Source organism: Brevibacillus sp. FIR094 (genome assembly GCF_050477165.1).
Lineage (GTDB): Bacteria > Bacillota > Bacilli > Brevibacillales > Brevibacillaceae > Brevibacillus.
Genome location: NZ_JBEAES010000017.1, coordinates 105,629 through 131,472, shown reverse-complemented (window position 1 = coordinate 131,472; position 25,844 = coordinate 105,629). Strand labels below are relative to the sequence as shown.

At 49.8% G+C, this 25,844-nt stretch carries 21 protein-coding genes; 3 read left to right on the top strand and 18 right to left on the bottom strand.

Annotated elements, in window-relative coordinates; genetic code table 11:
• Nucleotides 1–2 precede the first annotated feature (2 nt).
• From ACQ5DJ_RS17105 to ACQ5DJ_RS17055, 11 genes are all read right to left on the bottom strand, one after another.
• On the bottom strand, nt 3–638 hold the full coding sequence (locus tag ACQ5DJ_RS17105; protein ID WP_429843533.1) for a CIS tube protein: 636 nt from the start codon (nt 636–638) through the stop codon (nt 3–5).
• A gap of 57 nt (nt 639–695) precedes the next feature.
• Nucleotides 696–4,649: a hypothetical protein gene (locus tag ACQ5DJ_RS17100; protein WP_429843532.1), complete on the bottom strand. Its 3,954-nt coding sequence runs from the start codon at nt 4,647–4,649 to the stop codon at nt 696–698.
• A gap of 33 nt (nt 4,650–4,682) precedes the next feature.
• A complete protein-coding gene (locus ACQ5DJ_RS17095) occupies nt 4,683–5,147 on the bottom strand; it encodes a phage tail protein (protein WP_429843531.1) in 465 nt (154 codons plus the stop codon).
• Nucleotides 5,148–5,152: 5 nt separating this feature from the next.
• Nucleotides 5,153–5,344 (bottom strand): DUF6760 family protein, encoded by a 192-nt coding sequence (locus ACQ5DJ_RS17090; protein WP_017250500.1) that lies wholly within the window; start codon nt 5,342–5,344, stop codon nt 5,153–5,155.
• Complete coding sequence (locus ACQ5DJ_RS17085) at nt 5,341–5,718, bottom strand: hypothetical protein (RefSeq protein ID WP_007721338.1); 378 nt, start codon at nt 5,716–5,718, stop codon at nt 5,341–5,343. The genes ACQ5DJ_RS17090 and ACQ5DJ_RS17085 overlap by 4 nt, the downstream gene beginning before the upstream one ends.
• Before the next feature lie 86 nt (nt 5,719–5,804).
• Nucleotides 5,805–6,236: a phage tail protein gene (locus tag ACQ5DJ_RS17080; RefSeq protein ID WP_144613460.1), complete on the bottom strand. Its 432-nt coding sequence runs from the start codon at nt 6,234–6,236 to the stop codon at nt 5,805–5,807.
• 37 nt (nt 6,237–6,273) lie between these two features.
• A complete protein-coding gene (locus ACQ5DJ_RS17075) occupies nt 6,274–8,034 on the bottom strand; it encodes a phage tail sheath family protein (protein WP_429843530.1) in 1,761 nt (586 codons plus the stop codon).
• A 181-nt stretch (nt 8,035–8,215) separates the two neighbouring features.
• Nucleotides 8,216–9,022, bottom strand: coding sequence for a hypothetical protein (locus ACQ5DJ_RS17070; protein ID WP_429843529.1), 807 nt, complete (start codon nt 9,020–9,022; stop codon nt 8,216–8,218).
• Entirely contained in the window at nt 9,022–9,576 is a 555-nt protein-coding gene (locus ACQ5DJ_RS17065) for a DUF4255 domain-containing protein (RefSeq protein ID WP_429843549.1), read from the bottom strand. The genes ACQ5DJ_RS17070 and ACQ5DJ_RS17065 overlap by 1 nt, the downstream gene beginning before the upstream one ends.
• A 109-nt stretch (nt 9,577–9,685) precedes the next feature.
• Entirely contained in the window at nt 9,686–11,836 is a 2,151-nt protein-coding gene (locus ACQ5DJ_RS17060; RefSeq protein ID WP_429843528.1) for an ATP-binding protein, read from the bottom strand.
• A gap of 18 nt (nt 11,837–11,854) precedes the next feature.
• Complete coding sequence (locus tag ACQ5DJ_RS17055) at nt 11,855–14,611, bottom strand: adenylate/guanylate cyclase domain-containing protein (protein WP_429843527.1); 2,757 nt, start codon at nt 14,609–14,611, stop codon at nt 11,855–11,857.
• Nucleotides 14,612–14,781: 170 nt separating this feature from the next.
• Between ACQ5DJ_RS17055 and ACQ5DJ_RS17050 the strand changes: the two genes are divergently transcribed.
• From ACQ5DJ_RS17050 to ACQ5DJ_RS17040, 3 genes are read left to right on the top strand one after another with little or no spacing between them, the layout of a single operon-like run.
• Nucleotides 14,782–15,168, top strand: a complete 387-nt coding sequence (locus tag ACQ5DJ_RS17050; protein ID WP_429843526.1) for a DUF4280 domain-containing protein — start codon at nt 14,782–14,784, stop codon at nt 15,166–15,168.
• A 19-nt stretch (nt 15,169–15,187) separates the two neighbouring features.
• Entirely contained in the window at nt 15,188–16,861 is a 1,674-nt protein-coding gene (locus tag ACQ5DJ_RS17045) for an MORN repeat-containing protein (protein ID WP_429843525.1), read from the top strand.
• A gap of 2 nt (nt 16,862–16,863) precedes the next feature.
• Nucleotides 16,864–18,297 (top strand): DUF4157 domain-containing protein, encoded by a 1,434-nt coding sequence (locus tag ACQ5DJ_RS17040; RefSeq protein ID WP_429843524.1) that lies wholly within the window; start codon nt 16,864–16,866, stop codon nt 18,295–18,297.
• A gap of 61 nt (nt 18,298–18,358) precedes the next feature.
• On the opposite strand, the gene ACQ5DJ_RS17035 is transcribed toward ACQ5DJ_RS17040, so the two are convergent.
• From ACQ5DJ_RS17035 to lepB, 7 genes are all read right to left on the bottom strand, one after another.
• The gene (locus tag ACQ5DJ_RS17035) at nt 18,359–18,997 is read right to left on the bottom strand and encodes a pyridoxamine 5'-phosphate oxidase family protein (protein ID WP_429843523.1); all 639 of its coding nucleotides are present in this window, start codon (nt 18,995–18,997) and stop codon (nt 18,359–18,361) included.
• A 73-nt stretch (nt 18,998–19,070) separates the two neighbouring features.
• On the bottom strand, nt 19,071–20,411 hold the full coding sequence (locus ACQ5DJ_RS17030) for a YjiH family protein (protein ID WP_429843522.1): 1,341 nt from the start codon (nt 20,409–20,411) through the stop codon (nt 19,071–19,073).
• A gap of 71 nt (nt 20,412–20,482) precedes the next feature.
• Nucleotides 20,483–21,757, bottom strand: coding sequence for an imidazolonepropionase (hutI, locus tag ACQ5DJ_RS17025; RefSeq protein WP_429843521.1), 1,275 nt, complete (start codon nt 21,755–21,757; stop codon nt 20,483–20,485).
• Nucleotides 21,758–21,762: 5 nt separating this feature from the next.
• Nucleotides 21,763–23,433 (bottom strand): urocanate hydratase, encoded by a 1,671-nt coding sequence (gene hutU / locus ACQ5DJ_RS17020; RefSeq protein ID WP_429843548.1) that lies wholly within the window; start codon nt 23,431–23,433, stop codon nt 21,763–21,765.
• A gap of 163 nt (nt 23,434–23,596) precedes the next feature.
• Nucleotides 23,597–24,742, bottom strand: coding sequence for a helix-turn-helix transcriptional regulator (locus ACQ5DJ_RS17015; RefSeq protein ID WP_429843520.1), 1,146 nt, complete (start codon nt 24,740–24,742; stop codon nt 23,597–23,599).
• Nucleotides 24,709–25,092 (bottom strand): response regulator transcription factor, encoded by a 384-nt coding sequence (locus ACQ5DJ_RS17010; RefSeq protein WP_429843519.1) that lies wholly within the window; start codon nt 25,090–25,092, stop codon nt 24,709–24,711. The genes ACQ5DJ_RS17015 and ACQ5DJ_RS17010 overlap by 34 nt, the downstream gene beginning before the upstream one ends.
• A gap of 98 nt (nt 25,093–25,190) precedes the next feature.
• Nucleotides 25,191–25,748, bottom strand: a complete 558-nt coding sequence (gene lepB, locus ACQ5DJ_RS17005) for a signal peptidase I (protein ID WP_429843518.1) — start codon at nt 25,746–25,748, stop codon at nt 25,191–25,193.
• Nucleotides 25,749–25,844 lie beyond the last annotated feature (96 nt).

The following is a 25,844-nucleotide window of genomic DNA, read 5'->3' as shown; positions in this document are numbered from 1 at the left end:
CGTCACCTCACAAGTGGCACATGCATGGTAGTAGCCGGTTTTAGAAGTCTGGGATTGTCGATTTGATTGGCGTTCGCAATGTTTCGCCATTTCGATGCATCACTGTACGAGCGATACGCCATCAAATACAGCTGGTCTCCTTGGTTGACCGTTTGTTGTGCGACTTTTTCTTTTGCGGCTCCGATATCGTCCGCGGACTTTTTCACACTCGTGCCTTTAAAGGTGACCCCTAACGTGGCTCGTACTGGTGTCCCTTGATCGAGAAACATCGTAAACCGCTGCGAAACCTTTTCGACCACACCGGTGAATTGAAAGCTGTCCCAGACGAATTTGCAGATCGGCGGCGTACTGATCTTCTTTTCTACGGTCATCAGTCCCAGCACCTGATTGGTGAATGCACGCACATCCACTCCCGCTTCGTATGTATCAAAAAACAAGTCGACCGATAATGTCTCGATATCACCGCTCGTGTACATCCCGACTGGTACCGATTGCCCCAATATCTTTTGCCACGAGTAGTTATTGGAAGCATCCACCTTGTATTCCGAAGGGTTAAAGAGAACGGAAATACTCTCCTTGAAGTCTCCTTGCCCGTTGCGATCCACTAAAATTTTGGCCTTTTTCTCCTGACCCATCATTGGATTTTGCCTCTCTTTACCGAAGAAATAGTCGTCTGCGAATGCGGCCGTTCCTGCTTATAAACCTCGTCGTTGCCGCTCTTGAGTGAGGCGCTTGTCCAGCTCCTTCATCATTTTATCCATCAATCGATCTACCTCTTGTGGGGATAACGACGTCTGATTACCAGCCCTCTCTTGCATGTGTAGATCGATTTGTCGTTGGAGTGGAAGTGTTGTCGTCTGCTGCACTGCGGTTTCTTGAGGCTGAATGCTTTTTCGCAGAAACTCCATGGACGGCGGCGACTGAGCAGTAGTAGCAGGACTTGCATGGCTCTCTTCTGTGCGTGGCGCTCGTCGATGAATATGGGTTGCGTTTTCGGACAAGGAGAACTGCTCGGATTCTCCAGGCGCTCTTTGAGCTTGTTGCAAAGCTTGCAGGAGTGGCGACTGCTTCGCCATCGCAAGCATTGGCTTTGGCATAAGTGTTAGGGATGTAGCTTTTTTCGCATGTTCCACTTTTTCCGCCGCCATTGGTGTTGTTGACGTCAGGTTGAATATTCCTGGTTTTTGCAGCGGCGTAAGCCTAGCGGCGTCTCGAACTTCTACCTCTTGAGTCTTATCACTCGTTAGCCGTTTGATCGCCTGCGCCATCTGAGTGACCGTCAGAATCCGTTCATGGCTCGTTTGGTGAAAACGGCTACGGCGGTTATGCTGTCTGGAACTCAATCTGTCCATGACAAAATCAATGGATTTTTCTCTGGCGAATGGAACGGAGCCGATTGGATGGTGGTGAGATACTGGCTCCAAGCTGTTGACTCGACCTTTTCGTGGTAGTCGCTCTGCTGTACGTCTACTTCCACTCGCATGCATGAAACTGTCGAGCACCCCCATGCTTTGACCGTGCACAAGACTAGAGGGTGATCCCCATTGTTTCTGAACAACCATTTGTGCATCGTGACGATTCAGAACAGTCGCGAGTGAGTGATGGTTTTGGACATAAGTTTCCGTCCGGAAATCAGTCTGGATAGCCTTTCTGATTTGCTCCATGACTTGAAGGACTTGCAGATAGGGGCGAGCACGTAGAGCAACGGAGTTTGTCCACAAGCTGGATGTCTGCTGGAAGAAACGGGAGTTGCGGCTTTCACGGGATAGACGGCTTTCGTCCTTGCGAGACCTTAGCTGATCATTCGATTGCTTTTCACTGCTCGAAGGAGCTTTCCCGCTTGTACTAATGGGGCCTACCTTTGCAAACTCGCTCATTGCTGCCTGCTTCGCGCTTTTTTGCAAGAGGATCGTGAGTCCTAGTTCCGCACTCCATCCAGCAGCTATTCGTCGCAATGAGTTCCTGTCAGGGACGTCCTCTCTGATAGAAAACGGCTTCGCAGACGTAATGTACAATCGCTGATGTTCTGTTCCTTCAAGTCCAATCCACTCAGTTGCACGAAGCATTGTAGAACCAAAGACGCTCAACCTGAGGGAAACTACATCCCGATCATGACGATGAGTTTGCAAGAATGCTCGACTTGTACTCCATTGATTTTTTAGGAAGACGGTGTGCCGTATTGGTCTATGTTCATGCTCGTATACCATCGAGATCGTCGCTTTTCGTCCTGGTAGGCTGAACTTTTCTTGATTCTTGAAGAAAGCGGCATCTACTCGCTTGTTTTTCTTACCCTGGAACGACAGTAGCTGACGTTCCGTCTCGTATGAAAGCTGGTAAACTCGCTTATTTTGCAGAAAATGAATAGTTGACTGGAAAAATGGTTGGGAGATGTCTTCAGCATATGGAGATTGTTTCTCCAGCTCATACGGAAGGTTCCTTGGCGCATGAGTGTTAGTAGCAAGGAGCTCCCTTACTCTGAGCTTTTTTGCCGCAATCTGTTGAAGATGCACCCACGCCATTACAGACTTCCTGTTCGTCTCGTGTTGGGTAGAACTGACGATTTGATTCTGTAACGTTTGCCAGAGTTGGCGATTCGTATGGAAGACAGGCACGAAGCGATTCCATTCAAATCGTACAGTACTATTTATACCAACTGGCCCGCGCTCGATTTCGTTATGAGTTTTAAGATATTCCTTGATCCAAGGTTGGTTCAACCATCCTCGTTTTTCAAAGAAAACAGGGGCGTTGGCAGACTTGGAGCTCTGTCGCCAATAAGCTGCGATCGAATTCCTGACAACTGACTGCGAGAGAAGCGGAACTGTTCGGGTCCTATCTGTGACATGTGTCATTTGCAATGGAAACGGAAGCCCTAGCACAGGGTGCAAAACGTGTAGTGACAAACCCGTCCACCACTTATGCTGTAGCATGTCAAGCTGCTGATACGAAGCACGGGAGACAACCGGGATCATGCTCGTTTTGCGAAAATGAGTTTTCTCATGGCTCGATCTCAAGAGAATGGACTGCTCCCGGACAATCTCGTTCAACCTGGCTTCCTGTAATGTCAGTTGTTGAAATAACGCGTATGTCCGCTGATTCCTATTTGCGATAGATGCGAAAGGCAGCAGCAGTTGCAACGTGTGAAATGTAATGCTACTTGGCTGCTCCTGCTCCACCCGAGATGCAAGCACGGTTGCTTGTCGCTCTCGACTTATGACAAACTGGCGCAACCAATGCGACAAGGCACTCGACTGTTCTTCCCGCCTGCTTTCTATCTGCTTCAACCTCTGTCGAGAAACAAGCACTGCTTGCCCACGTTCACTTTCTGCCTTCGAAAACTGTTGAGCCAAATGGAACAGCTGTTTGAACCGTTCCCTTACAGCCTGCTGTTTGGTCCGACCAGCATCAGCTCGATGAAACATGCTAGGCAATACGGACGAGAACATCTTCGACAGCTCATTGCTCTGAAATATCTTCAGTCCCAATGGGCTAGAAGAAACTTCAGACAGCATTTCTAGCATCCACTCGCTTTTTGCTTGCGGATGTTGCCGCCTTCTCGCGAAAACAATCGGCTGTAAAACACGTAGACTTGGATGCGCATTCATTGTCCTTGGTAGCCATGTTCCTCGACTTTTCTGCCAGTACAGACTCAGGCTTTCCCACCAACGCCCCCAAAGCTCAGTCTGCTGGGAAGCTACGGACCAACGTGTACTTTCACTTTCATGAACGATTAGTCTAGTGATATCTTTGCCACCAATTCCTGCTTTTTCCGTCCACTCCAAGCGATCCAAAAAAGAGCTCGCAGCCCGTCCTTCTGCTCTTTTTAGCAAAATAGGAAAAGACCACGTCCCAATCTGTGATTCCATCCCGCTACTGATCAACTGCCAAAAATGGCGAATCCCAAACCGTTCGAATCGGCCTACTTCAGAACGCGTCGCTTTAACACGTGATTTCGAGATCGCGTCTATTTTTGTCGCTGATTCTAGCCGTATCCGCTCACGTGCATTTTGCATGCTCTTGCGTCCACCAGGATCACCCATTCGCACCGTGTGTACCAAAAACTCCGGCGAAACATAGGTTTCCTTTCTGTCTGAAACAATTGCTTTCAAAAGAGGCGAAGCAAAATTGACCGTGTTTGTCTGCTCAATGAACCGCCCCTGCGACAGCGATTTTTCAAGTGCCGAAGACTGAACATAGCTGGACCAACGATATTTATCTCTCCCATTTGAGACAACCGTGATCCGAGGCAGGGAAACCTTCTCGATTAATTTGAATGACTCCCACTTCCGAAAAAGCTCATGTATCAAAGTAGTTCGTTGTACTTTTCGTCCTGATCCCGATGCTTGCGTGATCACCGCACGCTCTTTTGGCCATGGGAAACCAGCCTGTCCGTTCGGCAACATTTCTCGATTCAATCCGAGGTAGGAGTCCACTTGTACTTGCATGCGCACATGTAGGAAAGTTTGATGAAAGTGGTTTTCCTGCCCTCCGATACTCGGCGAAAAATCACGATGGATCAAAGCAAGGTGGTCTGGATCGCGACCTTCCTCGTGCCGATACTTCTGCATGATGCTTTGTGCAAAGCCTTGGCTAGACGCCCTTGGCAGCAGTGATGGACGACGTGAAGGTGGGAGCGCCTTGATCGTTATCATCGTTTCTTTTGCTCCTTGAAGACAGGATACGGCTTAAAAATACGACTTTAAGCCGTGGTGCACGATTTCCAATGTCTCGATGGCCACTTCTCCATGCGAGGCCCGGAACTCCGGTCCAACCCACTTGACCGGATAAGCGCCTTCAAATGCCCAAGCCCCCACATCATTTCCGTTTGGGTCCATCAGAATGATCGCTCCCTGCTTGCGCTTGCGCTTTTCTGGCGGGCCAAAGTGGAACTCTTCATACCATCTCCACAGCTCGTTTGATCTCACAAACCCTCGTTTGAAGACGAGATTGGGAAACTTGCTGCGTTTCGGCAGCTTGTGGACGAAATGATTCACGCCGCCCTCTTGGTACTCCTCCAGCTCTGTTTCGACGGCCAGTCCGGACACTTCACTAAATCCGGCGACCCAGATGCCATCCATCTCCAATCCAAACGGAAGAAATTCCACACGAAATCGGAGGTTGGTGTAATACGGATTCTCATTGGCGAACACCAGAATCACCTCCGCTTGAACACATCAAAAACATTTTCGGGTTCGTCATTTTGCTTGCGGTTAATCGCAGATATCTCTTCACACCAGCGCCGCCGTTCCTTGTGTTCCATCGACATGATCTCGTCATGTGGCCAGTGAAAATAGTAGGCGATGAAGGCGGCTTCTTCATAGATCTTGTCGATGGGATACCCACTCATACTCCCTCCAGCGCCCCTGAAAAAGCCATATCTACCTGGAATTCATGCTCGCATTTCGGGCAAGATGTCTTGAACATCGAGCTGTCCAATTCATTAATCTGTCTGTACAGGTTTTGCAGGTACGCGAGATCAGCGGTAAACAGTCTTTCCACCACTCTTGTGTCAATTCCCCGTACATCTCCCAGCTTGGTAATCACTCTCGTCAGCAAAATAATCGTCAAGTAGCCAGGATTTTGCTGGACACGCGGATCACGCATCGGCAAAATTTCGTCGGCAGCCGTCGCCAAGCGCATGACTCCCCGCTTGTGCAAGTTTCCTTCTTCATCCACATAGCCGCGTGGGAGCTCGAATTCATATTCCGTTTTAAATGCCATGGTGCCATCCTCCTCATCACCCTAGGCCAGCAAGAGTGACAAAGAAAAGTCGTTTCCTTGCCACTCTTTGGCGTCGGGATCTTCTATTATTTCGTGCGTGTCATTCCTTCGTGGGCAATTTCCAACTGCTCAATCGCTACCTCTGAGGACGTCCCGTTAAAATCAGGCGCAGTGTATTTGGTCGGCCATGCTTCGATGACCTTCCATGTAGCGACATCTTCCCCGGCTTCATTGATGGCAATGATCGTTACCGTTTTGCGTGCGACCTTGCCCTGGATGGTGTCCTGCATCCAGTTGTACAAATCCATTGAATCCGTCACGCCCCATTTCAGCGTGATATTCCCGTACTTCGCCAAGCCCGGGAGCTTGCGCGGTGTAATTACCTCATTGCCTTCGCGATACTCGACTACGTCCACAGACGCATCAAAACCCGACACCTCACTAAAGCCTGCCTGCTGAATGCCGTCCATCTCTACCCGATACCGAAACTTGCGGTATGGATCCTTGCGATCTGCCATACTGTACCCCTTTCCTCACACCGTTTTTCGCCGTGAATTATTGCTGATCGGATGTTTTTTGCGTAATACGGAAGATGACGAACTCTGCTGGTTTGACAGGTGCTATTCCAATCACGCAGATCAATCTGCCATTGTCGATATCATCCTGTGTCATCGTGCTTCTGCCGATTTGAATGTAAAAGGCTTCCTGTGGGCTTGAGCCCATCAACGCGCCATCTCGCCAGACACGCGTCAGGAAAGAATCAATCGTGCGTTGGACGCGGGCCCACAGCCTCTCGTCATTCGGCTCAAATACCACCCAGTTTGTCCCGTTTTTGATCGATTGTTCGAGGAAAATGAACAGGCGGCGTACGTTTATGTACTTCCATAGCCCATTAGATGACATTGTGCGAGCACCCCAGACGCGAATTCCTTGACCTGTAAACGCGCGAATCAGGTTGACTCCCTTTGGATTCAAAATATCCTGCTCGCCCGTATTGTACTGGCAATCCAGGCCTGTGCAACCGCGCACGACCTCGTTTGCCGGGGCCTTGTGGACGCCGCGAGTATTGTCCGAGCGCGCGTAAATACCAGCCATGGAGCCTGATGGTGGAATGTAGATGTTGCGCTTGTCCAGCGGATCGAACACTTGCAGCCAAGGATTGTAGATGGCAGCGTATTGCGTATCGAAAATATTGCGATGCGTCAACACATCGCTTACTTTTTTCTTGTCTCGTGGGATATCGAGGATGGCGAAGCGACTTTTCAAGTTTTCGCAATGAGCCACAAGCGCGAGCTGTACATTTGGGTCTGTCACGCCAGGAATGGCCATAATGCTCACTTCGTCATTATCGATGAAGGCTTGGATTCCCGTACGTTTTCCCGGCCCATGATCCTCTCCCATGTATTCGCCCGCTGACAGATTGGCGACAGAACCGTCGCTGCCTCCTGCCAAAGAGATTTGATACAGACCGAATTCCGTCTTTCCACCCTCGGATTGGGTTTCTTCTGCCATCCCTGAAATGACGCTAAAAGGTGGGATGACTTCTGGGCTCGCTGGGGCAGTACCGGCTTCGACCTCTACGATATTGCTCTTGGACAGCAGCTTGCTTACATGATTGGCAGCAGAGACATTGAGTGAGCATTTGTCGAACTCTTCGGCCTCATCGCTGTAGAAGACTTGCACTGTGAATTCGCATGTAGACAAAATTTTGACCGGTAGTAGATTGTTATCGATGACGTCTCCTGTAAGCACAGCCGACAGCTCAATCACATTGTCTTGGGATGAAACTACTTCAATGTACTGTTTGGTTTCACCATCATAGAAAGAAACGACATCGCCTGGTTGAAAGCCTGCACTGTTTTTCACACGGTACTTAGGAGCCTCGCCTAGCTGCTCGTAAATCTGCGTTTTTGCCTTGCTCGACGGAATCAAATTTACGCGGATCTGATTTCCCCATGCCCCCGGATTTTTTGCCGTAATCCGTAGGACAGCTTCTTCGCTGTTGCCTTCATTGGATGCCGGCTTCGCATCTGCTGGCGCTACCCGCATCACATAGCAGCGGGAGCCTCCATTCAGAAAGAAGTGATCCACCGCATAGGCAAGATAGCGGTATTCGCCAAATGCATTTTCAGACAAATAGGAACCGAACAACTTGCGGAAATCATTGACACCTGTAATCAGCTCAGGCAATCCCGCAACGGGGCCTTTTTGGGCCAACCCGATAAAACCTGCCGTGCTCGTACTCGCTCCCTCCATGGGAACGGGGCCGCTATCAAACTCCTCGACATACACCCCTGGTGATAAGTACTCTGGCATCGTAACCTGATTGGAGAGTTCCGCATGTATCAGCAGCAGAAACCTGCAATCAGTCCCTCCCTCCGATTAATTTCATCACTTGCTTTACCACTTACAAAAAAGCCGTTTTGATGCGTGAGTCTTGCTCTATAATCAGGCAGCAGGATGTCATGGACCGACGCCAAACAACTGCCGGATCACCCTATTTGGGTCTGTTCATTTGGATGATACCTATGGATTGGGTCGTGCCTGCTTGAATGGAAAGCTCGGCAAAACCAGCGGCTTCTTCCCGCCGCACTTCAATTTTCATAAGAGCATGAGTTTTTTCTAGAAACAACGGAAGGGCAACTACGAATTCTCCTCCGTCGTCGCAGTACGTTTCGAGCAGTGGGAGTAAGACAGTGCCTCTTGGGTAGGCAAAAGAAAGAGGTTCGGTCAAGGGATAAACCCGACCTTTTGGGGGACTTGCAAAACGAATGATCGTCCCTTTGGATGTGGGTGTTTCGAGAAGAAAAGCGTCCGCCAAATCGACTTGACCCTTTTTACTGGCTACGATTAACTCCGTGGCCTCTTTGTCAGCGCCCTCGGCCAATCTCACCGGGGCATCTCGCTCATACGAGATGACGGCCTGCACATAGGCTCCGCCAGCTGGGGAACCATCCTCCACGCAAGCTCTCCCTCGAACAAGGGAGTCTCCTGCCCGGAATGGATAGGCTGGACTCGGATGCAAGTAAATGATGGACTCCGTGTAAGATGTGCTCCCAGTGATGACGGAGAAGGACACAGAGTGATCCATATACTCCTGGCTGCTTATGGTGAGCCTGTAAATCCCATCAGGCAAGTCCGAAAAGATATACCATCCGTCCCCTTTGCATACAGGTACTTGTGGATGATTCGCCAAGCGAACAGACAAGCTCGAGCGAAAAGGGGCTCCTCTTGTATACATGTCCACCAGACGGACGGCATACGAGAAGACGGAACGAATGCGCACCTGGAAATGCTGATCCATTAACCACGACCTTCCCCTCGTATGCGAATATCCCGTTCCAGTACGAGCTTCGTTGAACGAACTCGGGTTGAATCGATATGAACCGGCCCTACCGAGTAGCCGATGGATAGCTTGTACGGAACATGTGGAAAGAGTTGGATGAGTTTATCAACGGGAGGCTGCTCCACGACGACACGAAGCTCTGTATCCATGTTGGCAAGGGAGCCTTGAAGCTGATCGCCACGTAAAATGGCGTTGTCGTAAAGAACCTGCATGGCACGCCCGAGGATGCGATGCTCGTCCAGCATGCGGGTATGCTGTTCTGCTGGGGAATGGGCGGTCAATATGTAGGATAGATTGACCGTCATTGGGGGATATCGCAACTGATCAGTACCTTCACTGATCATCATGTGCTGCCTCTCCTGACTTTCCCGGATATCGTATAAAAACAAGGCTAACGCCAAATCTCCTGGCTGAGCAGGCGAGCTTAGACCAATCAACTCCGGTTGGCTAATCGGCTCCGGCGTCATCTCTTTTCGCAAAAGAGCAAGCAGTGTCTCTCCTACTTCAGCAATGGCGGTGTACTGGCTGATACCCGTTCACCTCGACATTATTTGACAGAATACACTTATCATAACATTCAAATTAATGGTTTTACATGAATTTTTATCTAATTTTGTAAAATCACGCATACTCCCCTATATCCTCTTTCAATAGCAGCTTACCCGTCTTTTTCAACTCCTGCTTTGCAGCCGCAATCAAATGACTCATGGAAACGGGTGTGCCTTCCGATGCAGCCAAGAAAGAGGCTGCGAGAACCACATTTTTGATCCCGCCCCCAGCTATGTGCAGCTTGGACGCGAGAAACTCAAAATCGATGTCAGCAGCTCTCGGCGTATCGGCTGGGAACATGCTGCGCCATATTTCTTCGCGATAGAACGGTTCGGGAAAAGGAAACTTCACCACGTAGTTAATTCTGCGCATGAAGGCCTCGTCAAAATTTTGTAGGAGATTTGTCGCCAAAATGGAGACGCCTTCGTACTCCTCCATCTTTTGCAGCAAGTAGGCCGTTTCCACATTCGCGTATTTGTCATGCGAATCTTTCACTTCTGAGCGCTTGCCAAAAAGGGCATCGGCTTCATCGAAGAAGAGGATGGCATTACCAATTCTCGCTTCTGAGAAAATGTGGTGGAGGTTTTTTTCCGTCTCCCCAATGTACTTGCTGATCACCTGCGACAGGTCAATTTTAAAAAGTTCCAGACCCAGTTCGTTTGCCACGACTTCCGCCGACATCGTCTTGCCAGTACCCGGAGGACCTGCAAACAACATGCTGACACCCTTGCCATAAGAGAGCTTTCGGCCAAAGCCCCACTCTCCCAAAACGACATTTCGATAGGTCACCTGATTGCAGGCGTTTCGCAACAAAGTCAGTTGCTCCTCAGGCAAAATCAGATCTTCCCAGCGGTATTTGGGTCTCAATCGAGAAGCGTGCTTTTCTAGCGCATGTCTCATTTGCAGGAAGCAAGCTTCATGGAGGTGCGTTTTCGTAATGATCCTGTCTTTCGTCTGCATCGCCATCTGATTTGCTCGATGAAGCGCCTGGTTGATTTGCCCGGCATTCAGCTTGAATTTCCCTGCTAAAACGCCTACATCAATCTCTTGAGAAAAGCTCATGCCTGCACTGCCCGTTTCCCATAATCGCCTCCTTTCCGTTTCATCTGGACTAGGCACCTCCATTTCCAGCCAAATCCGCTTCTCCAGAGCGTTTTCCGGCTTCCATTGACTTTTCGCCACAATGGCAATGGGTCCTGAAAAGCTTTCGAGTTCATCCATCACCAGCTGCTTGCGCCCAGCTGTTTGTACCTCTTCTGTCAGAAAAACCTCGAACTGATGCAAGCACAGCACACCCTGACGCAGCTGCACCTCCCGCAATACCTGCTGTAATCTTCGTGAAAAAGCTTCCTCGCGGATCAAGCGCTCTGCATCGACGAACAGCACCGGCCGCCTGACACGATGAAACAAATGCTTAACGCGATGCCTTTTGCCAACGCCAGTCGGACCATGCAAATGCAGGAGAAGCCGCTCTGAATCTGCTCCTGCTGTTTCCCACAATGTTTCAAAGCGCTCCTGCAAATGAATCGCGCTCTCCCCTACTAATGGTTCCAACTCTTGATCTGGCAAGCTCCACAATAGCCAAGGCGGCAGACTGGCATCACCTCCATCCCTTGTCGTCAAAAAGTGCAGCATACGTTCATCCAGCTTTAACGGCCGAGAGAGCCAGGAGCCGCTGCCACCCATGTCCGCCTCGGTAAAGAGCAGCAACTGGCCCAGCTTGCTTTTTTGCGTAAACGCTGTCCATGCCTCTATTCTCTCAGTAGCTGTCTGGCAAAATAGCTGCATCGCCAATTCGGGAGTAGGTGACTTGCACGTAATATCATCAAGGAGGTAGCCAAACAGCTTCTCGTACTTCCGATCCAGCTCGACTGCCAGGCAAAGAAATAAACATCCCAACTCGAAGCGATTGAGCGAAAAAGCCTCTGTCACTGCCAGAATCGGTACGCTACCTGCTTCTTGCATGTGCAGGGCATCCAGTCGTTCCTCGCATGCTACCACCCGCTCTGAGAAAGCTTCCCATAACTGCGTTGCTGGCGGGACTGCCTCGAGCAATTGCACGACTTCTTCCTCTGTGACAATCACCCCCCTCATTTGATCAAGCGGATAATCATCCCCCTGCTGTGCTCGCATGGCCAGCAAGCGCATCAGATGAATATCCAGCCATCGAAGCATTTCTTCGTAATAGTTCCACTGGTTGTGATTCGGTTCGGGACTATTCATTTCGCTTTTTCACCGCTCCTACGATATTTTCAACTCGCCAGACCAATCTTGTTCGGCCCCTTTTTGTGCGTATTCGTCACATAAGTAGAAATACTGTCGCGCCGCCTGATCCCAGCGGTTTTGCTTGATGACGGACAGAAAAGCAGAGCGTGCATCGTGAAACCTCCCATTCTGATACATCGCAATCGCTTGCTCAAACAATTCCTTCGTCTCCTCCTTGTACGCACGAATCTGGTCAGTATCCCCCTCGTAGACGTCGTACAAATGCATTGGCTGAGCCTCTCCCTCAATATGCACCCAGCCTAAATCACGATATCGGTACGGCGTGCTCTCTCCCATCTCGGCAAACAGCGAATCGGACATCAGGATGCAGGCTCCGAGCGTTTCCGCCATCTTTTCCATTTTCTCCACCACGCGGACGTGATCCGATATAATCGCAGCCTCTAACCGCGTCGCCTCGCCAATAATTCCGAGCATCAGCGGACCGTGATGCAGAGCAACTCGCAATTCAATCGGATCGTACCCTTTTTCCGCCCGTTGCTCGTTATAGTCCGATAACGTACGTCGCATTTGTACGGCCGCATCCAACGCGTCCTTCGCCTCTTTTGGATAAACAGCAAGCACCCCGGGATCGAGATATTCGGTAATCATCCCTTGATTCTCGTTCACAATCGGAGCAAAGCGCTTGAGAAACGCATTGATGACGCGGAAGGTCGTCTCTGGTCGCAGACGATGAGAGATGGCATGAAACGATTGCAGACTCATCCGCATAATCGCCATTTCCCGCTCCACCTGATCACCCAGCTCCACGTCGAGTATGCTTTCTTTCCCGAGAAAATGGATAAACTGCTGCGGCACAAAGCGATTGTTCGCCTCGCTCATCCTCGTGATATTCGAGATGTACTGACGAATGCGCTTCGCCATTTGGTTGAAGCTTTCTGCCAGCTTTTGAATTTCATCCATGGAGCGAACCCTCGCCACCACACTGTAGTCGCCTTTTCCCATATCGGAGACGTTCGTTTGCAGATTGCGGATATTTCGGTATGTCAGCCACGAGAAAAGGAAAAATAGACTCGCACAAATCGACCAGACCAGCGCAGCGCCTTTTCCGAGCTCACGGGACATTTCGTTGTGTTGTATGCGGACCCCGTTCATTTCTCTGCCCAACTCCAACACACCGGATAGTTTACCGGAGGAGTTGTATATCGGGGCCATCGCGTACATCCAGTAGCCTGTCCGATCCTGTGCTTTACCGGAGACGATCTCCCGCTTCATGACCACACTGCGGAACTCGTCATCAATGGGCACATTCTCAAACACTTCTGCGCTGTCATTGTCATCCATCATGAGAAATAATTCGCCATCTTTGTATTTGTAAATCGTTTTGTAAAGCCCCCTGTTCACATGCACATCATCTGGGACCTCCAGTTTTTTCAGTTCGGTCTGTACTGCTTGATAATCCGCATTCATGTAATCAATGGCTCCGTTGATTCCATCCAGCTTGTCCCCTTCGATCAGAGTAGAAATAACATAAGCTTGGAGGCGAAGATCCGTCTGATTTTCCTGCTCCATAAACGAAAAGGTCAGCTTCGTTCCCTCCAGTTGAAGGAATACGGGGACAACAACAAGTGGGGCTATCACGATCGTTTGCTTGATAATCAATGGAATCCGGAAGAGGCGAAACAGCAGAAACTGAATGACACCAAACAGGAGAATTTCCACTCCCAATCCTGTCCACCATGTCCATTCCTTCAAGCGGTCTTTTTCGGATACAGACGGAGAAGTGAGCTTGATCATCACATTTCCTTGTTGATCCAAGAAGGCGAGCTGACTATCAGTGGCCACTACGAACTCATAATTGGGGGTTACAGCAAACGCCGTTAAGGCACTGCTATCGCTCGACTTGATCTGCTCGAATGTTTTGGAAGGCACCATCAAGGCGATTTCATCTGGATGTGTGGGATCGAAGCGTTCTATGACATTTTGATCGGAATTGTAGAAAAGGAGACGACCTGCTGGTCCCACTTTTACATGATTAGGGACGGTATGATTCTTTTCGGACCGTTCGGAGTGAATGTAGAGCGGACCTTTCACTTGAGCTTCCCGGCTCCCTAGGGGAACGTCGACTTGGAAAACCTCTCCGCGCTTGGTAGTGACATAGGTATGCTGCGGGTCTACTCCTGTGATTTCATTGACGTATACTTCATTAGGCAATTGGATTTGATAGAGTTGTGTGGGGGGTGAATCAGAGGGTACAAATTGATAGGCAATCACTTCAGGGTGTTGATAAACATAAAAATAAAGACAATCTTTCGCGACTTGCAGGGAGCGTACCTTGCCAATTCGCTTGTACGAGCTGTTTGCTCCGTATGAATCTTCATACACGACTTGTACGATTTCTCCATCTGGCGACATTCGCACGATTCTCTCGGATACGGTCCGCAAACCAAAGCTATCGAGCTTTGTGATCAGCACGTAAGCATATCCTTCTTCGTCGATGGCTACCTCTGTGAAATTTTCCAAGCCCTCTTCTGGATTTTGCTCCAGTACTTGCTGGTACCTTAGCGACCGATCGGGGTACAGGCTAGTCAGCTTTTGTTGTCCATCCGCTATGAGGACGACATCCTTTTGACTATTGACCGCGATGCTGTCGATCCCTTGAAACGGTACGTCCTGCTTCCCGCTTCTATCCACGTTCCAAACAAGCAGCATGCCGATCCCAACAAACACAATCAGCAGTCCGGTCAACCAGGAATACTTCTTGTTATTTCCCATCGTTTGCGGTTCTCCCATCTTTCGAAAGCGTATTTTCGAAAATGATGCCAAGCAACATTATACTAAAAATTACAAATTTCGCTATACATCTTCTCTATTTGACATTTATACTACTATACAGATTGATTTTCAATATCTTACCAGATGACTTATACAAAGGAGTTGGCTTCATGGGACAACTCGTCTGCGGAGGAGCCATGCTGCAGTGCAGCTTCGGCGCAGCTCCCAGCTCACTCATGGTGCTCCCGGTGAACCGTGTCACAACCAGTATGCCGATCGCAACCATCATGGACAATAAACCGATGGTAAATGTCCTTCCATTCGGGATGTGCAATACGATGTCCAACCCTCAGGTCGCAGCAGCCACAGCGGCGAAGCTGGGCGTTTTCACTCCTGTCCCCTGCGTCCCTGTCACCGCCGCCCCTTGGGTTCCTGGCTCTCCTACTGTTCTCGTCGCCAACATGCCTGCCCTCAATCAAACCTCCAAGCTCATGTGCAGCTGGGGTGGCGTCATCCAGATCACGAACCCCGGTCAAGCGACAATTCAGGTTCCCTGACAGATAGGGAGGAAACGATATGGACAAGCAACTCCAAAAGCTAACGGAACAAACGATTGTCGACCCTCTTACCAATCCGCTCAAAAAATGGGGGCAGGATTGGATAAAAAAAGGAGCCGCCCTCCCCAAGCAAGCCCTCGATTGGATCAAGAACGGCATTGCCGGACTGTTCGCCAAAAATGAAACTTCACTCAACGATTACGTGCATATCGGGCGTTTTTACATCGCCAAACGCTTTCTCATTTTGACAGGACTATTCCTCCTTGTCCTGATCTACTTCCTGTTCATCAATCCTCCCGATGCGCTTAACCGCTATTTGCAGCGTCCCATCGTCATTCATTTAAAAACTCCAAATCAGCAGATTTCCGACACGGGTCTGGCGATCATCTACAATCCAGACGGCACAATGATTTATCATGGCCAGCTCGTAAATGGTTTATATGACGGAAAAGGCGAGCTCTATGACGGCAATGGGAAGCTCCTTTACAACGGCGAGTTCAAAAGTGGCACTCCACAAGGCTTAGGCAAAGGATACCGGAAAGGCGTTCTCGTCTATCAAGGCGGGTATGAAAATGGCGTTTACGCTGGTCAGGGAGCGTTGTACAACGACAACCAGCAAGTCGTTTTTCAGGGAGAATTCAAAAACGGGAAGCTCAATGGAGCCGGTCAGGAATTGTACACAAACGGCGCAATCAAATACGAGGGCGCTTTTAAAAACGGCGTGTACAACGGATCTGGCAGGCTTTTTACAAAGGATGGAAAGCTGCTCTACGACGGACTGTTAGACAATGGCTTCTACGGCGGTGAAGGTACCGATTACTATGAAAACGGGCTCGTACAGTACAAAGGGCAATTTGTGGACGGTAGATACAATGGAACCGGAAGTTTTTTTGATCGGGATGGCAAGCTCGCGTATGAAGGGTATTTTCGAAATGGGCACTTCAATGGAGCCGGAACCAAATTCTCCACCAGTGGCAGCATCATCTATCAAGGTGATTTTTTGCTGGGTGTGTATCACGGGCAGGGCGAGCTTCGTGATGCTAGTGGCGTAACGCTGTATAAAGGCGGCTTTGCCGAAGGGCATTATCACGGAACGGGAGAGCTTCGTTCTGCCGAAGACGCTCTGTTGTATCAAGGGCAATTTCGGGTAGGTGCCTACGACGGCATCGGGGTGCTCTACGACAAGGAAGACTTGCCGTTGTACAAGGGGTATTTCCGCGAAGGACGTATTTATTTGCCGGGATTCATCGGCATCTCCAAAAGCAAGCTGGAAGAGATTATGGGCAAGCCCGACGACGACGCGCCGAAGGAAGTAGAAGAAGCTGGCACTCCTACCACCGATCAAAAAGTACCCGAAGCTCCACCAGCAAATGAGGCCACCTTATCGTCTCAAAAACTTACCTATCGTGACCTGAACATGGCTTTTACACTTGAACTAGCATCAGGACATCCTAGCAAGCAGATTGTCACGGCCGTCCACGTATATCACCCACAGGTCATCTCTATCGTCAAAGAAGATCGGAACGAGCTCGACAGCAAATCTGCGATTTTACCCAAGACGTCCACCACGTATTCTAACCGTACTGGAGCTATCACGAGTTATTTGGTCGATCCGTATCTGTATCTCTATTTTTATCAAGCACAGCAAAAGGAACCCGTTCAATTGGACGTGACAAAAGCAGAGGAGGTGTAATCATGCGACGCTATGAATCTAGCAAGCCATCTATGGATGCGACTCATGAAAAAACGAAAGCACCTGTTTCCAGGCCCATGCTCCAGCCGAGCCAGGTCCAAAGAAAGCAGAGTCACTCTTCCCACATCCTTTCTCTGCAAAAGACTCTTGGCAATCAGGCTGTGCAGCGCATGTTATCGAGGACTCCCTTGCAAAAATCGGAGAATCTCTCTTCTGGCAGCGGTCGCTCACTCCCCGATTCCGTCCAAGCCAAAATGGAGAAGGCTTTTCGCACTGATTTTTCAGATGTACAGATTCACCCTGAATCGTCTGTCGCCTCCCAAATCGGGGCTGTTGCCTTCGCCCAAGGGAATGACATTCACTTTGCTCCCGGCACCTATCAGCCGGAGACGCAAAGCGGTCAACAGCTGCTGGGCCACGAGCTGACACATGTGGTTCAGCAACGACAAGGACGGGTAAAAGCGAACGTTCCGGATACCAGCCTGCCGATCAATGACGATCCTGCTCTCGAAGCGGAAGCTGATCACTACGGATCTGTTGCGGCTGCTGGTACCAAGCTGGACAACACAGATTATAACGGAACAAGTTCTGTATCATCCCCAATCATACAAGGAACGTGGGATGAAGCCTTGTTAGATGCACGCAGAATGTGGAATAAGCATGTGGCGAAAACCAATGATTTGCATGAAGGAACAATCAATGAACTTTTTGACGAGACAAACTACTTGTCGTACTTTAACAAAGTGAAGTACAGCTACAGTCTGCACTCCAAAATTTCGGACATTTTCTCGGTTACAGGTGGGAACTATACAGAATTAGAAGAAGCACAGCGTCTTTTTGGAAGTGAGATCACGCCCTATTTCGGTCAAGATAAGGACAACGATCCTGACATCGATTACAACTTTTTGGAAAAGCAGGAAATCGACAACGATGCGAGAGTCCACATGATGGACGACGACGAGGAACATTCCAACGTTTTAGAAGTAAATAAACGCGTTGCGATGGAGATCAAGACGATCAGCTCGCATGATGATTTACAAATTAACGCCCGCATTCATGAAGCGATCGGCCAATTGGACAAACGGCGCGACACTGGTCAATATGATGAATACGTCATCGTCATTCAAAAGTATCATTCGGAGAATCCTTGGCCTTACACAAAAGCGGAAAACAATGCGGCTACCGAACTAGGCGATCTCAAGGAACGAGTTATTAATAGACTGAGGAGCATGACCAATCTGCCCACCTATAATATCAAGGTCATTTTCCGCGGAATCACCAAAGGAACGCCCACAGGCGGAACAGGTGGCGTAAATCCCGCATTCATTATCCCGGAACACATCCGCTATTCGAATATGCAATCGTATTCGTTGGAGTGTTACTACTGGGGTGAAGTCGGTGCAGGGTGGCTGGTAGATGATCCTGTTCGCGAATAACATGACGAAACGGCAGCCACGCTGAATGGATGGCTACCGTTTCTCTTTCGACGTTATTAGTTTAGTACAATCGTTTCGTATAGCTGTCTTGCAAGCCCTCTGCCACCTCTTTTGCCGTCACACCTGGAAGCTTCACATGGTCCGCCAGCATTTGTGCGACATTAGGAGTCGTCCCCTCTGCCGGCCATGACTCCGGCTTCCATAAACCAGAGCGCATAAATGCCTTCGCACAGTGGACGAAGCACTCCTCTACCTTCACACCGATCCCAAGCGTAGGCACCTTCCCGTTTACCGCCATCTTCGCCAGTATTTCTTCATCGCGAATAATGCAAGCCTTGCCATTCACGCGGAACGTCTCTTCCAGCGAAGGAATCAAAAAGATAAGCCCAATATGCGGGTTGACCAAAATGTTCGTGATGGTGTCCATCCGCTTGTTTCCTGGGCGCTCAGGGATGACGAGATGGTGATCATCGATGACATGAACAAAGCCAGGCCCATCTCCGCGTGGCGAAGCATCACAATGACCATCTTTGTCTGCTGTGGCAATGATGAGAAATGGCGATTGGGCAATATAATTGCGGCTATGGTCATCCAGTTGGGTTATCACCTTGTTCTGTACGAGACGACTTGGCTCTCCGACCATTTCGCGCAGTTGCTGCTCTGACGTGACCACGTCACAGAATATTCCGAATCCTGACATGACTACCCCCTCTTTCCTCTGCTTGTTCGAACCTGCCATCATCATACCATATTTGTCCATTTTCTTTTCATGCTTATGGCAGAAGCAGGAAAGCTAGAGGGGTCACCAGCAGCAGGGTTAGGATCGTACGCTCCACCCAAATCACCAGCAGCTTTGGAATACTAATCGGAATCTCCGTGGACAAAATGCAAGGAATCGTCGCGGAAAAGAACAGGATGGAAGAAACCGAAACAACTGCAATCACAAACTTGGTGACGAGCGGAGCTTTTACCACAAGCAGAGCAGGCAAAAACATCTCGGCAATCTCTATCGCTGACGCTTTTGCTGCCAGCATCGGCTCTGGAATTTGCAAGAGCCATGTAATCGGATAAAACAAGTAGCCCAGCCAGTCAAACAAAGGGGTAAATTCGGCCAGCACCAATCCAAGCAAACCGACCGACATGATGGAAGGAAGAATACTCATGGTCATAATGAAACCATCCCGTAAGTTCTCCCAAATGTTTCGCGTAAGTGGCAGCGCTTTTCCCGCAGCTTCCATTGCTTCCGTCCACGCCTGATGCAACCGTTTTTCCTTGATCACTTTCTCAGGATCACCATTGTCTTGGTAATACGTATCGCTCATGTTGGACAGCGGCCAAATCCGCACCGTCACTGCCGTTACGAGAAACGTCACCACAAGCGAAACCCAAAAGTAGAGATTCCAGTAATTCATCAAATCCAATGTTTTCGCGATGACGATCATAAATGTCGCAGATACGGTGGAAAAGCCTGTTGCGATAATAGCTGCTTCCTTGATCGTATATTTACCTTCTTTGAATACCCGGTTCGTGATCAAAAGACCGATCGAATAGCTTCCCACAAAAGACGCCACCGCATCTACCGCTGAGCGGCCTGGTGTTTTCCAAATTGGGCGCATAATCGGCTGCACCAATACGCCGATAAATTCCAATAAGCCGTAACCGACTAGCAACGCCAAGAACACGGAACCGATCGGGACCACCATGCCTACTGGAATCACCAGCTTTTCGAAGAGAAACGGACCCATATTCTTGTCCAGCAACCATACAGGACCCGCCTGAAAATAGATCAACAGAGCGATAGGCACACCCAGTACTTTTAGCGCAGAAAAAACGAGGTTTACTTTGCTCCGCTTCCAACCGCCCGTCACAAACGGATAAATGGCCCCCAGCACAATCACAAGCAAAGCATATATCGGTATCGCACCCGGCATGATTTGCCGAACCCATGTCACGATATGATCTAGCATAATCGAGCTCGTGTCTTGAATCGTAACAGGGATAAAAAAGACGAAAATACCAATGAGGCTAAAAACAAAAAACTTCCAAGCAGGTGTGGTTGATACGGCTTGCTGACCAGGATGAGGTGCAAGATTGCTGTTCGAAATATTGCCCATACATGTCCCCCCATTTCAAAGACAAGCCGGTCTCCCCCACTTCTATCCGTTTTTCTTTGCTCTCTTTTGTATTACGCCAGTCTGCCCCCAGCAACGACAATCATTCCGTTTTTGATTACCGTGTTTACGTGGTTGATTCCGTAACGATATTGCAAGGTCATGAAATCAGGGACGTCAAAAATCGTGACGTCTGCTTTTTTCCCGACCTCAAGGCTGCCGACTTCATGCGCGCAGCGGATTGCGTGAGCAGCATTGATGGTAGCTGCTGTCAGCACCTCAGCTGGCGTCATCCCCATTTTCAGGCACCCCAGATTCATGATGAGTGGGAGCGAAACCGTTGGAGACGAGCCCGGGTTGCAATCCGTCGAAATCGCGACAGCCACGCCACGATCAATCATTTTCCTGCCATTTGCTGACTCTGCCATCAGGAAAAACGCCGTACCGGGCAGTAACACAGCGATGACACCCGCTTCTGCCATCTGTTCAATCCCCTTGTCAGAGGCGCGCAGCAAATGATCTGCTGATACCGCTCCAACTGAAGCTGCCAGCTCTGCCCCTTCATACGGTTCGATTTCGTCCGCATGAATCTTCGGCAGCAACCCATGACGGACCCCTGCTTCGAGAATGCGTCGGGACTGCTCAGGGGTGAACACACCTCTTTCGCAAAATACATCGTTAAAAACAGCCAGCTTGCGACGAGCGACCTCCGGGATCATTTCCTCGATAACCACATCTACAAATGCATCCGGATTTTCCTTATATTCGCGCGGCACCGCATGTGCACCCATGAAGGTACTGACGATGTCGATGGGATGATCCTCGTGCAACTGCTTGGCGACCTCTAGCTGCTTCAGCTCATCTTCCAATGTCAGGCCGTAGCCGCTTTTCGCCTCGACGGTGGTGACCCCATGCAACAGAAATTGTTCAAGACGCTGCTTGCTCTGGGCAAACAGCTCTTCGTGGGTAGCTGCGCGCGTCGCTGCGGTTGTCGAGTGAATTCCGCCGCCATTGTTCATAATCTCCATATACGTTGCACCGTTTAGCCGCATGTTAAACTCGTTTTGCCGACTGCCCGCGTGCACCAGATGTGTATGCGGATCGATCAGCCCTGGTGTGACCAGCTTGCCCGAAGCATCGATGATTTGCGCCTCATGCGCACGGTTTCGATAGTGAAGCTCCAGCTCTTCATCTGTTCCCACCCGCTGAATAACGCCGCCCTCCAGCCAGATGCTTCCGTCCTCAATGATCGACAGCTCATTCATTTGTGCTCCTACTACCGGGGAAGAGGAGCCCCCAGCCAGCGTGGCAAGCTGACTGGCGTGGCGAATCCATACAGGTTTAGTCATGGCTCTTACTCCTTCATCATCGGAATGTGGACACCTTTTTCCTTGGCTGTTTGAATCGCGAGGTCGTACCCTGCATCGACATGTCGGACGATGCCCATGCCTGGATCGGTCGTGAGGACGCGCTCCAGACGACGTGCTGCTTCTGGTGTTCCGTCAGCCACGATGACCATTCCAGCGTGGAGAGAGTAGCCCATGCCAACGCCGCCTCCGTGGTGCACAGATACCCAGCTCGCTCCACCTACTGCATTGATCATGGCATTGAGAATCGGCCAGTCTGCAACCGCGTCACTGCCATCCTTCATTGCTTCCGTCTCACGGTTTGGAGAAGCGACAGAACCGGAGTCCAGATGGTCACGCCCAATGACGATAGGAGCCGAAAGCTCACCTCGCGCTACCATCTCATTGATGATTTGACCAAAACGCGCACGCTCGCCATAGCCTAACCAGCAAATGCGGGAAGGCAGTCCCTGGAACTGAATACGCTCCTGCGCCATGCGAATCCAGTTGCACAGATGCGTGTTGTAGGAAAACTCGCGAAGAATGACTTCGTCTGTCTTGTAAATATCCTCAGGATCGCCGGATAGAGCTACCCAGCGGAACGGCCCCTTGCCCTCACAAAACTGCGGACGAATGTAGGCTGGCACAAAGCCAGGGAAACGGAATGCATCCTCCACACCCTCGTTTTTTGCCACCTGCCTGATGTTATTGCCATAGTCGAAAGTGACTGCTCCTTTTTCCTGCATGGCGAGCATGGCGCGAACGTGTTCAGCGATGCTTTCTTTTGCGCGGGATTCGTACGCTTTCGGATCGCGTGTCCGCAGTTCGGCTGCTTCTTCCAGTGACATCCCGATGGGAATGTAGCCGTTGAGTGGATCATGCGAGGAGGTCTGGTCCGTCAGCACATCTGGGATAAAGTCGCGAGCCAGCATGGCATTCAGCACTTCGGGTGCATTGCCTAACAGCCCGATGGAAATTCCTTTTTTGTCGCGTTTCGCTTCTTCCGCCAAACGGATCGCTTCGTCCAGACTCTCTGTCATCACATCCAGGTATTTCGTGTCCAGTCTTCGGTGGATCCGGGTCGGGTCCACCTCGATATTGATGCTGACGCCACCATTGAGCGATACGGCCAACGGTTGTGCACCACCCATGCCGCCCAAGCCTGCTGTCAAGGTAATCGTTCCGGTCAGCGTGCCTTCAAAATGCTGGCGTGCCAGTTCTGCAAACGTCTCGTACGTCCCTTGCACGATGCCCTGGCTGCCAATGTAAATCCAGCTTCCCGCTGTCATTTGTCCGTACATCATCAAACCCTTTTTGTCTAGCTCGTGGAAATGCTCCCAATTCGCCCAAGCTGGCACCAGATTCGAGTTTGCCAGCAACACACGCGGCGCATCGGTATGCGATTTGAATACAGCAACCGGCTTTCCTGACTGGATGAGGAGTGTTTCATCGCTCTCTAACGTTTGCAATGTTTTGACAATCGCATCGAAGCATTCCCAGTTCCGTGCCGCCTTGCCAATTCCGCCGTATACGACCAGATCCTCTGTACGCTCAGCTACATCAGGATTGAGGTTGTTCAAAAGCATGCGCAACGCTGCTTCTTGCACCCATCCCTTTGTATGTAATTGGGTACCTGAAAAGGCTTGGATCAATTGCTCAACGGATTGTGTCGTCGTCATCATTTCCACCTGCTTTTCTAAAAGGATGTATTTCTTAGCTCCATTGTAAAAAAGCAAGGAAAGACAAAAAAGACACCGCACTTTCGATTTGGTGCCTCTATTTTCGATTCAGATGCAACCGCATTCATGGTTTGACGAAAAAATCTGTCTTTTCTTTCGATTTCTATCTTTTTTTCTGATTTCGTAACAAACGTGGAGTTGTCCCTGTTTTTTCCTTAAAAATTTTACTGAAATAATTCGCGTTAATGAATCCACATCGCTCTGCCACCTCTTGGACAGACAAAGATGTCTCGAGAAGTAATCGGCGTGCTTCTTTTACCCGCAACGATGTGAGTATCTGGCGAAAAGAGTTTCCTTGCTTTTGCGCAAGCAGCGTACTGAAATAGGAAGGACTGCGGTCGATATAACGTGCGACTTCCTCCAATCGCAGTGCCGGATCGGTGTAGCGGCCTTCTATATAACGAATCGCCTGTTCCACGACATCTGCACGGGACTCGTCGATGGGATGATGAGCGGCATCAAGAAGCTGATTGATGAACAGCAGCAGTTCCACTACGATCCGATACAAGATCGGCGAGTAAAGAATCGTTTCGAAAACCCGGTGATACTCCTCTTCCAACGGTGCGGAGTCAAGACCACGCGATTTCATGTAGCGCCTGACTTGGGCCAAAATACTCGTCAGCCGAATTCGCAACAGTCCCGGCTCCGGATAAGGCTCTTCCTTGTAAAAGAAGTGTGTATACAGCCACTGCTTCAACTCCTCCCGATTGCCTTCATCCAACATTTCAACCCACGCGCGCTGTTCGGCAGGGGTCAAAAATGGGTCAATCATCGTCCAATTCACACGATGATCAATGACCGTCACTTGCCGATATCCTTTGAAAAAGCGGACTTGCAGCGCTTGGCTCGCTTCCGCATACGTTTCGTTCAAACTCTGTTCATGGTTGCTTGCGTCATACATGACCAAAAAGAGCGGCGCATCATTGTTTGCTTCCCAGTCCATCAGCAAACGCTTGCCCATTTGGTGGAGCGTAGAAGGCGAGACCACAGCATCCATTGGAAAAACCCCCACAATGGTCTCCCCTAGCGGCAAAAGATCGGGTTTGTCGCGAAACGGATATTCTTCAAAAAAGCGCAGCAGTTCCGGATGTCGCTTCGGATCCTCCAATTGAGCCAGCATGAGCGAAAAAGACTTGGCTTGTGCATGCCCCGGGAAAAACAAGTCAAGATACGAGACATCCCTGTCATTGTCCAATCCCGTTCCCTTCTTATCGTTTATTCGCTTCCGATCCAAACGCTCTTGCACCATCTCGTCAGGATTCTCCTGATGTATTCCGGTGTCTGTGGCTTCAGCCATAGATCGCGTGCTAAAAGACCAATCCCCTGCATCGCACGCTCGAATGTCGCCTCTGATGTGGTCACCACAACAGTCGGACGATACTGATCTACCAGAAGCTTCAGCCGGTCCCACTGCCCGCGCCCAATCATGTCCAGTTCAATACAGATCACTTCCGGTGTATGCGCTTCCATCAATTCGAACACGTCTTCCATGGTCCCGGCACTATGCACCTTGTCATACGGAATGGCATAGCTGGTGACGAGCCATCCGATTCCGATTCGTTCGTTCGGGTCTCGATCCGCTATCAAAATGCTGGGCATAAGCCGTCCTCCTTTTTAGAGCTATCAGAAGAGTGGGACATCTTTTTCTACGAAACAAAGGTTGCCCATAATTGGACAACCTTTTCTCACTCACGTTCTTACTTCTTGAGAGGATTTTCGATCATGGTTCCCATCACATGATCCAGCGGAATAAAGCCAATATCGCGGGAATCTGTGCTGTGATTCCGGTTATCTCCCATGACAAAAACATGATCGGCTGGAACCGTGATCTTTCCGTCTGCTACATATTCCATTGTTTCTTTGATATATGGTTCGTTCAATGCCTCACCGTTTCGATACACCTTGTTGTCTTTGAACTCTAGTACGTCGCCTGGTCTTCCAATGACCCGTTTAACATACATCGTGTGATCATCGCCTTGACCTGTGACCAGCGACACCAAGGGATGCCCCACGATATCGTCCATCAATGTACGGTCTCGTTCTACCCGACTGTCGATCACGACAATCTCGCCGTAATCTGGCAAGTAAGAAAACGTGTGTGATAGTTTAGACACATATATGCGCTGTTCGTTTTGTAAGGTAGGGTCCATGGAATGCCCATCAACCTTGAACGGTTGAAATACAAAAATTCCGAGGACAAGAGCGAAAACGACAGCAAAAGTTATCGATCGAATCCATCCCAATACTTCTCTCATTTTCTTTTGGCACTCCTTCCTTCATTCCATTCTCTCTTTCATGCTTCGAAACCATCATACCACATTATCCGCTCAATCCCAAAAAATCAGCCAGAA

Coding starts and splice junctions, on each gene's coding strand:
- ACQ5DJ_RS17010 (WP_429843519.1), bottom strand. CDS start 25,092: ATGCCCAGCATTTTGATAGCGGATCGAGACCCGAACGAACGAATCGGA.
- ACQ5DJ_RS17075 (WP_429843530.1), bottom strand. CDS start 8,034: ATGCCAGAGTACTTATCACCAGGGGTGTATGTCGAGGAGTTTGATAGC.
- ACQ5DJ_RS17105 (WP_429843533.1), bottom strand. CDS start 638: ATGATGGGTCAGGAGAAAAAGGCCAAAATTTTAGTGGATCGCAACGGG.
- ACQ5DJ_RS17090 (WP_017250500.1), bottom strand. CDS start 5,344: ATGAGTGGGTATCCCATCGACAAGATCTATGAAGAAGCCGCCTTCATC.
- ACQ5DJ_RS17070 (WP_429843529.1), bottom strand. CDS start 9,022: ATGGATCAGCATTTCCAGGTGCGCATTCGTTCCGTCTTCTCGTATGCC.
- ACQ5DJ_RS17050 (WP_429843526.1), top strand. CDS start 14,782: ATGGGACAACTCGTCTGCGGAGGAGCCATGCTGCAGTGCAGCTTCGGC.
- hutU (WP_429843548.1), bottom strand. CDS start 23,433: ATGACGACGACACAATCCGTTGAGCAATTGATCCAAGCCTTTTCAGGT.
- ACQ5DJ_RS17040 (WP_429843524.1), top strand. CDS start 16,864: ATGCGACGCTATGAATCTAGCAAGCCATCTATGGATGCGACTCATGAA.
- ACQ5DJ_RS17060 (WP_429843528.1), bottom strand. CDS start 11,836: ATGAATAGTCCCGAACCGAATCACAACCAGTGGAACTATTACGAAGAA.
- lepB (WP_429843518.1), bottom strand. CDS start 25,748: ATGAGAGAAGTATTGGGATGGATTCGATCGATAACTTTTGCTGTCGTT.
- ACQ5DJ_RS17015 (WP_429843520.1), bottom strand. CDS start 24,742: ATGGTGCAAGAGCGTTTGGATCGGAAGCGAATAAACGATAAGAAGGGA.
- ACQ5DJ_RS17080 (WP_144613460.1), bottom strand. CDS start 6,236: ATGGCAGATCGCAAGGATCCATACCGCAAGTTTCGGTATCGGGTAGAG.
- ACQ5DJ_RS17030 (WP_429843522.1), bottom strand. CDS start 20,411: ATGGGCAATATTTCGAACAGCAATCTTGCACCTCATCCTGGTCAGCAA.
- ACQ5DJ_RS17100 (WP_429843532.1), bottom strand. CDS start 4,649: ATGATAACGATCAAGGCGCTCCCACCTTCACGTCGTCCATCACTGCTG.
- ACQ5DJ_RS17035 (WP_429843523.1), bottom strand. CDS start 18,997: ATGTCAGGATTCGGAATATTCTGTGACGTGGTCACGTCAGAGCAGCAA.
- ACQ5DJ_RS17045 (WP_429843525.1), top strand. CDS start 15,188: ATGGACAAGCAACTCCAAAAGCTAACGGAACAAACGATTGTCGACCCT.
- ACQ5DJ_RS17085 (WP_007721338.1), bottom strand. CDS start 5,718: ATGGCATTTAAAACGGAATATGAATTCGAGCTCCCACGCGGCTATGTG.
- ACQ5DJ_RS17055 (WP_429843527.1), bottom strand. CDS start 14,611: ATGGGAAATAACAAGAAGTATTCCTGGTTGACCGGACTGCTGATTGTG.
- hutI (WP_429843521.1), bottom strand. CDS start 21,757: ATGACTAAACCTGTATGGATTCGCCACGCCAGTCAGCTTGCCACGCTG.